The sequence below is a fragment of the Salmonella sp. 32120201201600049SM genome (assembly GCF_017572835.1).
In the GTDB taxonomy this organism is placed as follows: Bacteria; Pseudomonadota; Gammaproteobacteria; order Enterobacterales; family Enterobacteriaceae; genus Salmonella; species Salmonella enterica.
In genome coordinates this window covers 13,939-28,477 of sequence record NZ_JAGESA010000004.1, presented here as the reverse complement: position 1 = coordinate 28,477, position 14,539 = coordinate 13,939, and the positions used below count along the sequence as shown (strand labels likewise).

Here is a 14,539-nt window from a genome sequence, read left to right as displayed (position 1 = left end):
CGCATTACATCGAATTCTGGATAACGCCTCTCAAAAACGACTCACGCACTCCATCGCGACCGTTTTAAATTGCGTAAAATTCTGACATGCGTAGAGGCGCGTCATGGCGCGTTCGCGCAGGAAAGTGACGAAAATATCGTAGATGGCCATCGCCTCTTCATATTCACTTTTGCTGATGGCGAGTAAAAAAATAACGTGCGCCGTTTCATCACCCCAGACAATCCCCTGCGGCGCGAGCACCGTATAAACCACCGTTTTCTTCGCCAGCAGCCCCAGCGCGTGTGGCAAGGCAATCCCGTCGCCTAATAACGTACTGACAATAGCTTCACGTTCAATAACCGAATCGAGAAACGCCGCATCAACAAAGCCTTCCTCATGCAACTGATCGCACAGCGTTTTAAACAGCGTCTGTTGATCTATTTCCCCCTCCACGATGCGAAAATGCGAGGCATCGAAATATTTATCCAGCATCCACGGACGGGTTCTGTCCACCAGCACCAGCTTACCGATCTGCTCCAATTGATAGTCGGTAGGAAAGGGGGCGATCATGATAACCGGTTTATCTTTTTCGCCGATCCGCGCCGTGGAAATCACAAAATCCTCCACAATACTGTCCCGCGCCTCATAGTCGCGTAGTGTCAGAGTGCGGGCAATCTCAATCTGCGGGTATTTCCGCGCCAGTACCGCTTCAATCATCCGCACCATCGCATTACCAGCATCGCACACCAGCAGTACCTGCGGCTGCCGCTGGTAGCCAATGTTGTAACTACGTTCCAGCCCAACGCCAATATGCAGCACCAGAAAACCGATTTCGTTTTCGCTAATGGTATACGGCGTGTATTTTCCCCAACTCGATATCGCCGCCAACGTCATATCCCACGCCATCGGATAGTGCTGCTTAATATTTTCCAGTAGTGGGTTGGGGATCATGATCTGGTAGCGCACGCGGGTGATCATCGTTTTGATGTGGGTCAGCAAGTCCGCGTGAAGCTGTTTATCATTCAACAGGTTATAGTTGTACTGGGTATTAATAAAATTGAGGATATAGCGCACCAGCGCCTCTTCATCATCGGCATTAATGGCGCTGGGGGCAATTTCCTGTACCTGGCGGGCGGCAATATGCACCTTCAGCCAGCTTACTTCCGGCTCCGACAGCGGCTTATCGGCCAGCTGTTGTAGTAGCTCCGCAATCTCATGCGCCGCATGGCGCACTTTTTCATCGACCTCCTCTGCCACGCATTCCGATAACGGATACCCCTCGCGAATACGCCGTACCGCCACCGCGCAGTACAAACGCAGAAACAGCTCGCTCTCATCGGTCAGGCGGATTTGACAATGAGAGAAAATATCCGGCAAAAGAGACTGCAGCCGTTGAGACACCTCGGTGTTCAGCGTGGTACTAACAATTAACGGATGGGAGGGCTCCTGCTGCGCCAGCGTCCATAAAAGGTCGGTCAGACAGGCGCGAATCGCCATCTCTCCGCCAAACAATTTCATGCCATGACGCGGACGCGTTTCCAGCGTCAGATGATAACGCAGCAAATGCTCGCGCACGTCCGCCATGTCGTTCTGCAGCGTCGCACGGCTGACAAACCATTCATCTGCCAAATCCTCCAGCTTCAGCGAGAAGGCGGAGGTTAAAAAACGCGCCAGCAAATAGAGTATCCGCTCCTGGCTGGTGCGCGGACCGCGCGCCAGGGCGGGAGATTGCTGCGTTTGCAGGGATTGATAACGTGCCGGATCATCAATTTTGAGTTGATACCCGTTGCCGCGGCTGAGAGTAAATTGCGCTCCATGCGGCGTCAGCAACATGTTCAGCGCGGCGATATCCGCCCGAACGGTACGCGTGGAGACCGACAACCGCTGCGCCAGCTCATCCTGCGGCAGCGTCTCGTTTTGCAGCATCGCAAATAGCTGCGCTAAACGTTGGTTGGGGAATCGCACGTCTCTCTCCTCATGATTAGCCGACACGCGACCGGACGATAGCGAGTAACTGACGCACATCGTCCGCACGGGTGTTGCCGCTCACCTTATCAATAATCGAACTATAAATGTGAGGAATGATTTTGCTTACACCTGCATCAAGGGCGATGTGCAGAATCTCGGCGAAGTTTTTCAGATCGATGCCGCCCGTCGGTTCCAGCCAGAAATCATGGCGGGCGCAGGCCTCAGCCACCGCTTTATACTCGTCGCGACAGGTGAGTCCTCCCATCGGAAAGTATTTAACAGAGCTGCCGCCCATGTCTTTGAGTAGCGCAATCGCCGTTTCTATGGGTACGATGCCGTCCGGCGCGCGGCTGCTTAGCGGGCCGGTGGAAATTTTCACCAGTCCCGGCGTGCCGGTCGGCGAGACAAGACCGTTCACCACCGTCTCATTTTGCCCCAGCAGCGCCCGGCTGGCCCCTACGCCGGTAAACACCTGGTTGACATGCTGCGGCTGTACCTGACGCGAGATTTCGCTCACCATCGCCGACTGGTTAGGATCGCCTGCCCCCAGTCCGACGGAGAGCGCATTGTCGATAAGCGCCGCATATTCACGCATATCCGCGACTGCGCTTGCCACATCCGGATAGTTTTTGGAGAGCACGCCAACCAGCACATGACCTTCCGCCGCCGCGTAGATTTCCCGGGCGTTATCTTTCGAACCGGCCAGTACGTTCAGGCAAACGCGATCGCGGTAAAAGTTAGGGGTCAGTTTCATGCTTTTTTCTCCTGATTAATCACCTCGCCAATACGACGCGCCACAATCGCTAACTGCGCGCGATCGACGCTGCGGACATCCGCTTCAATAATCCCTTCGTTGGCTTTGTATCCGCGAAAGTAAATCGCGTATTCCCCTTGCTTCAGCGCGTCGACCAGGTCGCCTGTGGCGATGCCGGTAACGGCTTCATCAAACTTAATTTCCGTGCGCGCGATGTCGCGTCCGGCGCTGTCCCACACCACGCGGGCGCTGACGCCTTTAAACGTGTTCAACGTGTCGATAAAGGGCGCCATTTTTTCTACCATCTCCGCGCCGCTCTCTTTTTGCGCCCGCAGGTACAATTCAATGGCGCAGGTCAGGCCAACAATTCCTTCTTTGCCGACCTTCATCGCCCGGCCAATGCCCGCTGACTGACGTTTTACCCACTCAACATACTGCGTTTTGCCAATCACCAGCCCGCTGGTCGGCCCTTCAATCGCTTTCGCGCCGCTATAGATAACGAGATCTGCGCCCACGCGGTAGTAGCACTGCAAATCTTCTTCCGCCGCCGCGTCCACAATCAGCGGGAGATTATGCGTGCGCGCCACCACCGCAGCCTGCTCCACGCTGAGCATACTTTTCTGCACGCAGTGGTGAGATTTGATATAGAGAATAGCCGCCGTGCGCGGCGTAATCGCCGCCGCCAACTGCGCGGCGGAACATTCGTTGGCGTAACCGGCTTCCACCAGTTTGCCGCCGCCCAGCGCCACCATCGTTCCCACCGGCGCGCCAAAGTTGACGTTGTGGCCCTTTGGCAGGACGATTTCGTTATTTTCAATCGGTGTAACGTGCAGGTTTTCCAGCAGCCAGTCGCTGTCCTGAACCAGGACCGCGGCAACCGACTGGGCAAGGCCCGCACTGGCGCAGGAGACTACCGTCGCCCCTTCCACTTCCAACAATTTCGCAATGTACTCACCGGTTTTATTCACCAGATCTTTCATCTCGAAATACTGATTCATTCCGGCCATCGCCGCGTCTATCACTTCCGGGCGCGGCGTAGAGACACCGAGCGCCGTCATACGTCCGGAGGCGTTAATCACCTGTTTTAATTGATACTTCTCAAAAATCGAAGGCATGTTCCGCGCTCCCTTGTTCGGTCATATAGCCCTTGCCTGCGCGTATCGCGGCAAGCGGCGTCAGCAATTCTTCAGCCTGTAAGCTGTCGTTTTCCGCGTCTACCAACACGGTGGGCTGGCGTTTAAGCGTAAAGAGGGTCAGGTCGGCATCCAGACCCGGCTGAAGACGCCCTTTGGTTTTCAGATTCAGGCTATCGGCGGCATTGGCCGTCACGCACGCAATGACCTGCGGCAGCGACATGCCGATGGTGAGGAATTTCGACATCACATTAGCCAGCGAATGCACCGGGCCATTAATGCGGTTACGGCAGTAGATATCGGAACTGATGGTATGCGGTAAAATCCCCAGGCTAATAGCGCGTTTCGCCACCGCAAAGCTCAGGCTGGCGGTACCATGTCCAATGTCCAGACGCACGCCGCGCGCCAGCGCTCGTGTCACCGAGGCGCGCAGCTCGCCTTCCGGCGTCAGAATACGGTTCGGCTTACCGTTGTAACAATGGGTAATGATATCGCCCGCCGTCAGACGCTCCGCGATTTCGTCCAGATCCGGCGGGTTATTGCCAATATGCACCATCAACGGCAGGTTGCCGTTTTCTTGCTGCATGGCTTTAGCGCGTTCCAGCGGCGTGATACCGTTAACGCCTACCACGCTGCTGCTCATCCGCGCCTTGAGGCCGACGATAAAATCCGGATGGCGTTTTACCGCCTGCCGGACCGCATCGGCGTCAATATTGGCCATGTTAGCCAGCTCGTTTTGGGCAATAAGCCCAACGCGTGAAACATTCAATAGCGCATAAACGTCGGTGGTCGCCTGACGGGTCAGGGTGTAAAAATCGTCAATATCATCTGCGCCAGTGCTGCCGGCATCAATCACTGTGGTAACGCCAGTGGCAATACCCACGCTGTCCGGTTCGTCGTGATAAATCGGTGATGTCGGGTAGCAGTGAACGTGAGAATCAATCCAACCCGCACTAACGTAACACTCGCCGCGCAGGTCAATGGTTTTCACCGCCGGACCATCAACGTCACCCAACGCCGCGATTTTGCCATCTTGCAGGGCAAGATTAGTCAGCGTGTCATCGACCAGACGCGCATGGCGCAGGAGTAAATCAAACATCGCTCTCTCCTTTGCCGGATGGCGGCGCAACCGCCTTATCCGGCCTACAAATCAACAGTTAGCTAATCGCAACCGGGAAGATGGAACCGAGGATCATCGCGCCTAAAATCGCGCCGCCGGTAATCGGCTTCTGCCAGATATAAAACAGCAGCGCGCCCACCAGAGAGCCCAGACCAATGGGAATCGATGCCGTCATGGCGCTGAGGATAATCAACGGCCCCAGAAAACGGCCTGAAGTGTTACCGGCCCCCATCATGACGTCCGCCCCGTACGTGGAGTCGCTCTGATTGATGGTGAACTTACGCGCCAGAATAATGATGTAGCCAATCGCCAGGCCAATCACCAGACCGGTTATCAGCGAAGCGATAAAGTTCGCCACCGGGAAGACAAAGCCAGCCCCCAGCAGTAACGCCGGAACCCCTAAGCCCACGCCGGTCTGAATTGCCCCGCCGATATCCAGAATCCCGACCAGCGAACCTTCGATAATGCGGGCAAATAAAAAGCTGGCGCCGAAAGCGGCGACCGCGCCGTAGACGCCGGTATCCATCCCCGCTTTCAACATCGCCACAAAAGCGACTTCGTTAAATGCGCCGATACCGTACAGATAGTACATATGCGTCCCGGCGAAAACGCCGGAGGAGAGCAGGCCAACAAAGATCGGGAACGACCAGTCGGCATACCAAAAACCTTTATTCTCTTCCATTGTGGCCTCCGTTATTTGCCGCTGAGCGAGTTGTGGATCAGTTCAAGCCAGTTCGGTACCGTCATGTTGAAAGACTCGATCATTTTCATGTCGAAGCCGCGGAAGAAGCCGCTCAACACAAACAGCAAAACGATGGCGACCATCATCACTTTGGTGACATGGTTCCAGCCGCTCTCTTCTACGCCTTTGCCGATCAAAATACCCAGCACCAGCCCCGGTACGGCGTTCCCCATGATGAGCTGCGCCGCGCCGCCGAAAACGGTGGCCCAGAAGCCCGATTTTTTACCAGCGTCGATCGCCGCTAACCAGAAGATCACAGGCATGACGATATTGACCAGCAGGTTTGCCGCCGGTACCAGCACCTTAACCGCCGTCACCTGTAGCGCTTCTGGCACGGATGAGGCGGTCAGGTTAAGGAACGTCACGACGATCATGCCGATGACGGCGCAGGCGATCGCCATTTTTTTCGGGTCGTGCAGCGTCTCGCCGACGTTACGATTTTTGATCATTAGCGCCGCCGCGCCCCAGTTAGGGATGATGCGGTGATCGACATCCTGGGTGAACGATCCGGCCGCCACAGACGACGCCCAGGCGTTAAAGAAGAAACCCAGTCCAAAGGAGAAGTGAGATGCCGGGTCGCCTTCACAAGAGTTGAGTTCGCCCAACGTACGGAACGCGCCCATCCCCTGCGTGGTTGGCGCGTGAAACATGCGTGCAGCCCCAGCGCCCACCCCTACGCCGACCAGCGCGCCGATAATGAGCGATTTAATTAGTATTATCAGGAACATAACTATGCCTTTTTAATAAAAATCAGCGTTTCGCGACGAAATCCACCCTGTCGAGATTGATGGCGGTCACGTTGACGGTCACATCCAGCTCCACGCTGTAAGTGCGTCGTTCCCGGCGCAAAAAGAAAAACAGAAAGGCCTCTTTACGCACCGACTCATGCGCCTGAACAATCCGCACATCCTGTGGCTCAATACGCAATAAGATATACGGCGACTCTCTCATCACCGCCGACTGAACATGGTTCAGCGCATCGGCAAAGGCGCGTGCTTTGGCGTCGCCCTTGCCTTTTACTCTCACCGTGGTGGTGAATTGCTCTTTCATCATCAGGCGCCGTATTTCTTTTGCCACGCCTGCACCAGGCGCTCGCCGAGCTCTTCTTTATCCATAAAGCCGAAACCCAACACGTTGCAGCCTTCATTGATAGCGGTGACGCCTTCATCCACTGACCGCATTCCATATTTGGCTTTGTAGCCATGCTTGTTTTGCGCGGTGATAGCGCCCGCGCCGCCGCTGCCGCAAAATGAAATGCCGAAGGTGGCGTTTTCCGCTTTCATCACATCGCCCAGCTTCATGTCTGCCGCGACGCCCGGTACGACGACCGCGCGACCGCCCGCTTTTTCCACGCCTGCCGCCACTTTCTGGCCTTTACCCAGGCGATCGCCAATCACGACGGTAATCTGTTCCATTTTTTGCTCCTTAGAGGTTGTCTTTCGCGACTTCAAAATGTACCGATAATAGCCAGGCTTCTTCGTCAGGAAGGTTGCCAAACGCCGCCACGATTTCGCGGGCGAGCGCCATTGATTCGGCTGAGATTTCATCAAACAAGCTGGCATCGACTTCCGGTAAAGGCTCGCCGGTAATTGATCGGTGCGCCATCGCGCGAACGTGCGAGGTCAGCATTTGCGTCTGTACCGCATTGGGGACAATGTGATGTCGCCCCAGCAGGCCATCCACCTGCGTTAACACCTGTTCAGCCAGTTCGTTAATTCGCTCACCGGCATCGTGTTTTACTGCTCCGTTATCCACGCGTCTCACCCCGTTAATGGCAATGAGATAAAACTAGCGGCAAGGGTTAAAAGTTTGTAGCGAGTTATTTTCCACCTCGAAGTGGAAACGCGAGTGGGATAGGTGATCTGCGCCACAGAAAAGGCGGCATTAATGAATTATCGCCGGGAAAGTGTGAGATCTATCGCGGCATAAAGAGGAAATGGCGAAACAATGACGTTGTCGTATAAAGTGAGAAAGTGTGATGGGTATTACATTTTGCCGGATGGCGACCTACGGATAAAGCGAAGCCGCCATCCCACAAAAATTAACGATACTTTTTATGATACGTATTGCGGGTGGTTTTTAGCGCTTCCGCCGCCGCTTTCGCTTCTTTAACGTTACCTTCGTTCGCCAGCTTCAGCGCGCCATCAATTTGGCCGACCAGAATGTCAAAACCGTGACGAAAATCCTTCATTTCCGGGCTATCCGGCGCTTTATCTTCCAGCTTTGGCGGCGTAGCTTTTTGGGCATCCAGCGCGGCCGCGCGCATTTTGGTTAATGCCGCTTTCAGTTCAGGGGCACTATCCGTTTTCTCAACAACTTTCAGGTTATCATTGAGAATATCCATATTATCTTCAAGATCGGCAGCAAAAACAGCCGAACCGAATACCAGCGATGACACAGCAAGAATAGCTAACAGGCTTTTACGCATTGCTCACTTCCTTTTTTATTATTAACGATAAGTGTAATACCCTGAATAATTCGGGTTGCAGGCAGCCAACGCGCCTGCAGCCTGAAGTATGACGGGTATTATTGTCCGGCGATTTTCATCTCCGGTAACAATACCGAACCGCACTGTATATTACTGCGCGTTTCAATATCATCACCTACGGTGACAATATTACGCCACATCTCTTTTAAATTACCGGCAATGGTAATTTCACTTACCGGGTACTGGATTTCACCATTTTCAACCCAGAATCCCGCAGCGCCGCGGGAGTAGTCGCCGGTAATACCGCTGACGCCCTGGCCCATCAGTTCCGTCACCACCAGGCCGGTGCCCATCTCTTTTAGCAACTGCTCAAAGTTCAGCCCCTGCCCGGCGATACGCCAGTTATGAATGCCGCCGGCATGACCGGTACTTTTCAGCCCCAGTTTGCGGGCGGAATAGTTGGTCAGCAACCATTGCGTCAGTACGCCATCCTTCACAATGTCCCGGCGCTCCGTACGCACGCCTTCGCTGTCGAACGGCGAAGACGCCAGCCCTTTTAGCAGATGCGGGTGTTCTTCGATGGTTAACCATTCCGGCAGAATTTGTTTGCCCAGCGAGTCGAGCAGAAAAGTGGATTTACGGTATACCGCGCCGCCGGCAATCGCCCCGACCAGATGACCGAATAGCCCTGTCGCCACTTCATTGGCGAAAATGACCGGCGCTTTCATGGTGGAGAGCTTGCGCGGCGACAGGCGGGATAAGGTGCGGCGCGCGCACTCGGCCCCGACCCATTCCGGCGCTTGCAGATCCGCTATTGCCCGACCGATGGTGTAAGCGTAATCACGCTCCATGTCGCCGTTCTCTTCAGCGATGACGCAGCTTGAGAGCGAATGGCGCGTGGAGCAATATCCCTGCAACATGCCGTGGCTGTTGCCGAACACTTTAATGCCGTAATGGCTGTTAAAGCTACCGCCTTCGGTATTGGTGATGCGTTTATCCGCCTTTAGAGAAGCCTGTTCCGCACGCGCGGCCAGTTCAATGGCTTCGTCTGGCGTAACCTCTGCCGGGTGGAACAAGTCCAGATCCGGCGCGTCAAACGCCAGCAGTTCTTTGTCCGCCACGCCTGCGCACGGGTCCGGCGACGTGTAACGCGCGATATCCAGCGCGGCCTGCACGGTACGGGCAATCGCCTGCGGACTTAAATCCGTCGAAGAGGCGCTGCCTTTGCGGTTCTGGTGATACACCGTAATGCCCAGCGCGCCGTCGCTATTAAATTCGACATTCTCTACTTCACCATAACGGGTGCTGACGCTAATGCCGGTGGTCTTGCTGACGGCAACTTCCGCCCCATCCGATTTGCCTGAGGCTAACTCCAGCGCTGTCGAAACTGCTTCTTCCAGAATCTTACGCTGCGCTTCAACTTGTGAGATTACTTTCATTGCAAATGCCATAATGTAGAGAGAGTTTCTCTGAAGTCTAACAGAGAACCGTTTTTCAGTGCGCATCTTAACTGGTAACATTAGCCTCTTTTTTTAAGGAGCCTGACATGACAAAGCAGCCCGAAGACTGGCTCGACGACGTTCCCGGTGATGACATCGAAGACGAAGACGATGAAATTATCTGGGTCAGTAAAAGTGAAATTAAACGCGATGCCGAGGAATTAAAACGCCTGGGCGCGGAACTGGTGGATCTGGGGAAAAACGCGCTGGATAAGATCCCGCTGGACGCCGATCTGCGCGACGCCATTGAACTGGCCCAGCGTATCAAAATGGAAGGACGCCGCCGCCAGTTGCAGCTTATCGGAAAAATGCTGCGCCAACGCGACGTTGAACCTATTCGCCAGGCGCTGGACAAGCTGAAGAACCGCCATAATCAGCAGGTGGTGCTGTTTCACAAGCTTGAGCATCTGCGCGATCGTCTGATCGTCGAAGGCGATGACGCGGTAGCCGAAGTACTGACCCTGTGGCCGCACGCCGATCGTCAACAGCTTCGTTCATTGATCCGCAATGCGAAGAAAGAGAAAGAAGGCAACAAACCGCCGAAATCAGCGCGTCAGATTTTCCAGTATCTGCGCGAGCTGGCGGAAAACGAAGGGTAATTGCCGCAAATAACCGCGCCAGCCTGTGGCGCGGTACAGGCAAATTCACCCGTTTTTAACGTCCGAGTAGCTCCCGCTCGATCCGCTCGCGCGTTTCCACCGCCTGAACACTCATTTTTTCAGGATAACCAAACAGCGACGTGGTGATAATTGCCTCACCGCCCACCTTAAACGTGCGGTTTGCAAAATCCATTTCACGCAGCGCCTGGAATAGCGCGTCAAAATCGACCTCACCTTCTCCCAGCCCGATGTGCTGATGAATCGTCGCATTCACGCCAGGCGGGTTCATGATATAGCGGCAGGGAAGCGTGTGGTTGTGCGTATCGGCCAGCAGAACATGCGAAAGATCGGCCCCGGCATAGTTCAGCATCCTTGCGACGTCGCCCTGCCCTTTATCGTAAAAGAAGCCATGCGGTGCGCTGTACAGATAGGTCACGTTATCACTACGCAAAGACTGCACCATGTCGACCGTCTCATCGTTCAGTTCGCAGAAATCCCAGGGGTGAGACTGAATTTCGATTCGAATTCCCTCTCGTTCCACGATCGGCAGCAGTTCCTCCATGGAGCGATACCACATCTCTTCACAAATCTCCGGCTCATCCGGCGTCCCGGAAAGCTCGGTATTAATCACCTGTACGCCCATATCAACGGCAATCTCAATCATCCGCTTCCAGTTGGTTACCGCGGCGCGCCGACGCTCTTCATCGGGGCCGGACCAACGATAAACCACAATAAATGACGAGATTTCCACACCGTAGTTCTGCAAGGCGCGTTTATATTCCTGCATGGTATCGCGACCAGCTTTAGGGTGTTTATAAAACGGATTAATACGCGGGTGCGGCGACTGCTCAATATATTTATACCCCCACTCGGAAACCTGCCGTACCATTTGGGTAATGGGTAAATGTTTAATAACATCGACATCAAAAGCAATTTTCATTGTAAATACCACGCTGCGGAAACTGAAAACGGTCACCTGGAAATTAGCTGTATCATTGCAACAGCAATGACACGCTGCGATTAATTTGTTCCTCTATTTCCGCCTCACTCCAGGAAGCCAACTGGGAAGAAAAAGGTTCAAAAGCGTAAATACCGCGATATCCCATATTTTCCAGACGCTGCACCTGCTGGTAATTCTGCATTACATCCTTTTCACTCAGCATAATACGCTGCTCATCAGCCAATGCTTCCGTTGGTCGGGTGTCTTCCACACCGGACAAATGCACCAACCCGATAGCAGAAATATCAATGCGCGACGCAAACTCCTTTTCGGCCTCTTCGTACAGATGATGATGGAAGGTATCCAGCAAAACCTTAAAGGGGGAACCTGCTTCCCGGATCAGTTGCTGAGCCCAGACGGCAGAACGCAGCGAACTTACGCGGAATCCCAAAGGTTCAACCAGCCCCTGAATATCATACCGGGCAAAGAGATCGCTCAGTCGTTTTATTGCCTCAACCGTAACCTCCGGCGGCACAATCGTTCCATCATTCAGCGGACAAAGAACTAATGCCCGCGCGCCGACTCCCTGTGCGTCTCGTAATAATCCTTCCGTTTTTTTTACTACCTCCTCGGTCAGTTGGTTGAAGGGATAGACCGCATTAATTGTGACAATTTCAAGTCCATACTTTTCTGCCAGGTTACGCACCTGATTATAATTCAAGTCATCAGTAACGCTGCCGCTTGGCATATCATTACGCAATTCCACTTTATTAAACTCAAGACGTTTAACCAGTCGAAAGAATGCTTCTATGCTTAGACCCGGTGCAATTTTCCGGTTAATACAAAACCGTGTTTTCTCGATATTCATTATTTTCTCCCTGAACGTATATGAGTGGGTAAATAACCGTAATCCGTTAGTACAATTTAACGTAGGGTGAAAAAACCGGCTTTATCAATCTTGATAAAAACCGGTTTAATTTAGTGATGAACATCACAGGCTATAAGGGATTTTTGAAGAATATTTGAAGCTATTTCTCGCCAGGCACTTTAAGAAACTGCACCAGGATGCCGCTGAATAAATAGAGCCCCGCCATAGTATACATCACCACGCCGGTGCCGAACCCTGCCAGAACAGAGACCAGCGCTGGCCCAACGAAATTTCCCAGGCCGGAGCCAAAGTTCACGGCCGAGTTCGCCGCCCCCTTCTTATCCGGCGCCATCATCGGCACCAGCGGCGTCATTGGCACAAAGCCAGCCAGCCCGGCTCCCCACAAACACATCGCCAGCATAAAGGCGACATAGTTATGCCCCCATATCATCGGCACCCAGTAAACAATCAGCGTAGCGACACCGGTCAGGATGCTGCCAAAAATCTGGATGGTTCGGCGAAAACCAATTTTATCGCCCATCCAGCCAAAGATAATGTTGAAGACCTGGTTAGAGATAAAGGTAATCCCCCAAATACTCGCCCATTCCTCAAGCGTAAAGTGCTTATCCAGCAGAAACAGAGGTAATACGACAACAAAACCATAGGTGCCAAGACCGTTAATAGTTTTGACAATCACCGCCAGACCGATCCGTGGCCGTTCATACATAATGGAGATACCCGCAGATAACTCTTTGAAGACCGGCGTCGTTCGCGGTTTCAGAATGAATTCATTGCGTTCCAGCACCAGCATGAAGAGAACCCCCAGCAGCGCAACGCCCATCCCGGCCCACATCACGTTGATATGCCCCAACGCAGGAATTAACGACGCCGCCACCACCGGCCCAATGATGGTAAAACCAAGGTTATAGACCACCCAAAACAGCGAGGTGCCGATCCCTTGCTGGTGATTATCCAACTGGATGGTCAGGCGTACCAGGAAGGAGTAACAGACCAGCGGATACCCCACGCCACGCAGCATATAGGTCACGAGAATGGCGCCAAAATCATGGCTGGGTAGCGCAAAGTTCAGAAACGCGACGGAAGCCAGAAGATAGACGATAAAACCGGTAACCATCACCTTTTTAGGACCAAAAACGTCCACACAGACGCCGGATAGCCAGGAGGTGATCGCGACCACAATCCCATATCCGGCAAAAATCTGCCCGATATGCGCTTGATCAAATCCCTGCGTATTTAGCCAGGCAGATAACCAGCTGTTCTCAATACAGCCGCCCAACATAAATAAAAATGTTCCCAGGTAGCTCCAGATAAACTTACCTGGTTTTATATAAAATGTCTGGGGCAGCGTTGCCTGCATTTCTTTCATTTTATTACCCTCGGTATAGAAAAGCTCTCACACTTTTCAGTGCGAGAGTTTATTCATTATTAACAGATGCAGTTAAAGATAAATATCGCTTGTTATTTTCACCGGCAGCCCGCTTTTTAATGATTGCTGCGCGGCAATAGCGATACGCTGGGCCAATAATGCGTCTTCGCCGGTACAGACAACCGGCGTATGATGCAGGACTGAATCAATAAAGTGTAATATTTCCGTTCGGTAAGCTTCGCGATAACGAACCGTGAAATCAGGAAGGGGATTTTTCATTATGCAGTGCTGGCTGTTGAAAACTTTCACCGTCGATTCACTAACGTTATCCGCATACGCCATCCCTTCTGAGCCAAAAACCTCCACCCGTTGGTCATAGCCATATACCGCCCGACGGCTGTTATCAATGAGCGCGTAGCCGCCGTTTCTGAAAGTCAGCATCACCGCAAGCGTATCAACATCATCAATATTTTTCAGGCTGGGATCAATCAGCGTATTGCCCTTAACATAGACTTCGCTGACTTCATCCTGCATCATAAAACGAGCCATATCAAAGTCATGCATGGTGAAGTCAAAAATCAGACCGCCAATACGTTTGATCAGATCATGGGGTAGCAGGTCCGGATCGCGGGAGGTGATTTTTATCATCTGGGGCCGACCAATCTTGCCGCTGCGCACCAGCTCAAAGACCTCGTGAAACTGAGGATCAAAACGGCGGTTAAAGGCAACCTGCAGCGTCACCCCCTTCTCTTTCACTTTTCTCAGCACCGCCATTGAGGCCTGCTCATCTTCATTCATGCTGAGCGGTTTTTCACAAAAAATGTGCTTCCCCGCCTGCGCTGCCGCCGTGACGATCTCTTCGTGCATATCCGTTGAGGTGAAAATAAAAACTGCCTCTATATCATCACGCTGTAAAAGTTCCTGATAATTTTTATACCCTGAAGTTATATTTACCGAATAAAGCCAATCGCTCATCTCCTCAATAAAATAATCGGCGGCGCAGATAATATCTAATTGAGGCAGTAAATACATATTCTCAACATGCATTTTACCTACCCGACCGAGGCCAATAACACCACATCGAAGCTTTTTCATTCGTACCTCTTAATCTCATGAATAGTA

16 protein-coding genes are annotated in these 14,539 nt (G+C 53.0%); 1 reads left to right on the top strand and 15 read right to left on the bottom strand.

Annotation, left to right across the window (positions count from 1 at the left end):
• Window positions 1-30: 30 nt before the first annotated feature.
• The 11 genes from J4650_RS10780 to pmbA all read right to left on the bottom strand — a co-directional run bounded on the left by J4650_RS10780 (window position 31) and on the right by pmbA (window position 9,575).
• A complete protein-coding gene (locus J4650_RS10780; RefSeq protein ID WP_023993576.1) occupies window positions 31-1,944 on the bottom strand; it encodes a BglG family transcription antiterminator in 1,914 nt (637 codons plus the stop codon).
• Window positions 1,945-1,960: 16 nt separating this feature from the next.
• Window positions 1,961-2,701 (bottom strand): KDGP aldolase family protein, encoded by a 741-nt coding sequence (locus tag J4650_RS10775; protein ID WP_023993577.1) that lies wholly within the window; start codon window positions 2,699-2,701, stop codon window positions 1,961-1,963.
• Window positions 2,698-3,816 (bottom strand): DgaE family pyridoxal phosphate-dependent ammonia lyase, encoded by a 1,119-nt coding sequence (locus J4650_RS10770; RefSeq protein ID WP_023993578.1) that lies wholly within the window; start codon window positions 3,814-3,816, stop codon window positions 2,698-2,700. The genes J4650_RS10775 and J4650_RS10770 overlap by 4 nt, the downstream gene beginning before the upstream one ends.
• On the bottom strand, window positions 3,800-4,933 hold the full coding sequence (locus tag J4650_RS10765) for an amidohydrolase/deacetylase family metallohydrolase (protein WP_023993579.1): 1,134 nt from the start codon (window positions 4,931-4,933) through the stop codon (window positions 3,800-3,802). The genes J4650_RS10770 and J4650_RS10765 overlap by 17 nt, the downstream gene beginning before the upstream one ends.
• 58 nt (window positions 4,934-4,991) lie before the next feature.
• Window positions 4,992-5,636, bottom strand: coding sequence for a DUF4310 family protein (locus J4650_RS10760; protein ID WP_000392128.1), 645 nt, complete (start codon window positions 5,634-5,636; stop codon window positions 4,992-4,994).
• An 11-nt stretch (window positions 5,637-5,647) separates the two neighbouring features.
• On the bottom strand, window positions 5,648-6,424 hold the full coding sequence (locus J4650_RS10755) for a DUF4311 domain-containing protein (protein ID WP_000478578.1): 777 nt from the start codon (window positions 6,422-6,424) through the stop codon (window positions 5,648-5,650).
• 22 nt (window positions 6,425-6,446) lie between these two features.
• Entirely contained in the window at window positions 6,447-6,749 is a 303-nt protein-coding gene (locus tag J4650_RS10750) for a DUF4312 family protein (protein WP_000975187.1), read from the bottom strand.
• Window positions 6,749-7,111 (bottom strand): SFCGS family glycine-rich protein, encoded by a 363-nt coding sequence (locus tag J4650_RS10745; RefSeq protein ID WP_000435389.1) that lies wholly within the window; start codon window positions 7,109-7,111, stop codon window positions 6,749-6,751. The genes J4650_RS10750 and J4650_RS10745 overlap by 1 nt, the downstream gene beginning before the upstream one ends.
• A 10-nt stretch (window positions 7,112-7,121) precedes the next feature.
• Window positions 7,122-7,460, bottom strand: a complete 339-nt coding sequence (locus J4650_RS10740) for a glycine dehydrogenase (protein WP_001255103.1) — start codon at window positions 7,458-7,460, stop codon at window positions 7,122-7,124.
• Between the two features lie 277 nt (window positions 7,461-7,737).
• Window positions 7,738-8,124 (bottom strand): cytochrome b562, encoded by a 387-nt coding sequence (cybC, locus tag J4650_RS10735; protein WP_001232231.1) that lies wholly within the window; start codon window positions 8,122-8,124, stop codon window positions 7,738-7,740.
• 98 nt (window positions 8,125-8,222) lie between these two features.
• Window positions 8,223-9,575, bottom strand: a complete 1,353-nt coding sequence (pmbA, locus tag J4650_RS10730) for a metalloprotease PmbA (protein ID WP_000852989.1) — start codon at window positions 9,573-9,575, stop codon at window positions 8,223-8,225.
• A 95-nt stretch (window positions 9,576-9,670) separates the two neighbouring features.
• Here pmbA and yjgA point away from each other — a divergent pair, with 95 nt between their 5' ends.
• On the top strand, window positions 9,671-10,222 hold the full coding sequence (gene yjgA / locus J4650_RS10725; protein ID WP_000166287.1) for a ribosome biogenesis factor YjgA: 552 nt from the start codon (window positions 9,671-9,673) through the stop codon (window positions 10,220-10,222).
• 55 nt (window positions 10,223-10,277) lie between these two features.
• Here yjgA and iolH read toward each other — a convergent pair whose 3' ends face one another.
• From iolH to iolG2, 4 genes are all read right to left on the bottom strand, one after another.
• Window positions 10,278-11,162: a sugar phosphate isomerase/epimerase IolH gene (iolH, locus tag J4650_RS10720; RefSeq protein WP_000683955.1), complete on the bottom strand. Its 885-nt coding sequence runs from the start codon at window positions 11,160-11,162 to the stop codon at window positions 10,278-10,280.
• A gap of 52 nt (window positions 11,163-11,214) precedes the next feature.
• Window positions 11,215-12,030, bottom strand: a complete 816-nt coding sequence (iolI2, locus tag J4650_RS10715; RefSeq protein WP_001019386.1) for a 2-keto-myo-inositol isomerase IolI2 — start codon at window positions 12,028-12,030, stop codon at window positions 11,215-11,217.
• Window positions 12,031-12,190: 160 nt separating this feature from the next.
• Window positions 12,191-13,417, bottom strand: a complete 1,227-nt coding sequence (locus J4650_RS10710) for an MFS transporter (protein WP_000661780.1) — start codon at window positions 13,415-13,417, stop codon at window positions 12,191-12,193.
• Between the two features lie 72 nt (window positions 13,418-13,489).
• A complete protein-coding gene (gene iolG2 / locus J4650_RS10705) occupies window positions 13,490-14,512 on the bottom strand; it encodes a D-chiro-inositol-2-dehydrogenase IolG2 (protein WP_000736098.1) in 1,023 nt (340 codons plus the stop codon).
• Between the last annotated feature and the right edge of the window lie 27 nt (window positions 14,513-14,539).

What these genes read in the sequence shown, in the direction of transcription:
- J4650_RS10710 (WP_000661780.1), bottom strand. Translation starts at nt 13,417, where the DNA reads ATGAAAGAAATGCAGGCAACGCTGCCCCAGACATTTTATATAAAACCA.
- yjgA (WP_000166287.1), top strand. Translation starts at nt 9,671, where the DNA reads ATGACAAAGCAGCCCGAAGACTGGCTCGACGACGTTCCCGGTGATGAC.
- pmbA (WP_000852989.1), bottom strand. Translation starts at nt 9,575, where the DNA reads ATGGCATTTGCAATGAAAGTAATCTCACAAGTTGAAGCGCAGCGTAAG.
- iolI2 (WP_001019386.1), bottom strand. Translation starts at nt 12,030, where the DNA reads ATGAATATCGAGAAAACACGGTTTTGTATTAACCGGAAAATTGCACCG.
- J4650_RS10760 (WP_000392128.1), bottom strand. Translation starts at nt 5,636, where the DNA reads ATGGAAGAGAATAAAGGTTTTTGGTATGCCGACTGGTCGTTCCCGATC.
- J4650_RS10775 (WP_023993577.1), bottom strand. Translation starts at nt 2,701, where the DNA reads ATGAAACTGACCCCTAACTTTTACCGCGATCGCGTTTGCCTGAACGTA.
- iolG2 (WP_000736098.1), bottom strand. Translation starts at nt 14,512, where the DNA reads ATGAAAAAGCTTCGATGTGGTGTTATTGGCCTCGGTCGGGTAGGTAAA.
- cybC (WP_001232231.1), bottom strand. Translation starts at nt 8,124, where the DNA reads ATGCGTAAAAGCCTGTTAGCTATTCTTGCTGTGTCATCGCTGGTATTC.
- iolH (WP_000683955.1), bottom strand. Translation starts at nt 11,162, where the DNA reads ATGAAAATTGCTTTTGATGTCGATGTTATTAAACATTTACCCATTACC.
- J4650_RS10745 (WP_000435389.1), bottom strand. Translation starts at nt 7,111, where the DNA reads ATGGAACAGATTACCGTCGTGATTGGCGATCGCCTGGGTAAAGGCCAG.
- J4650_RS10755 (WP_000478578.1), bottom strand. Translation starts at nt 6,424, where the DNA reads ATGTTCCTGATAATACTAATTAAATCGCTCATTATCGGCGCGCTGGTC.
- J4650_RS10750 (WP_000975187.1), bottom strand. Translation starts at nt 6,749, where the DNA reads ATGATGAAAGAGCAATTCACCACCACGGTGAGAGTAAAAGGCAAGGGC.
- J4650_RS10770 (WP_023993578.1), bottom strand. Translation starts at nt 3,816, where the DNA reads ATGCCTTCGATTTTTGAGAAGTATCAATTAAAACAGGTGATTAACGCC.
- J4650_RS10765 (WP_023993579.1), bottom strand. Translation starts at nt 4,933, where the DNA reads ATGTTTGATTTACTCCTGCGCCATGCGCGTCTGGTCGATGACACGCTG.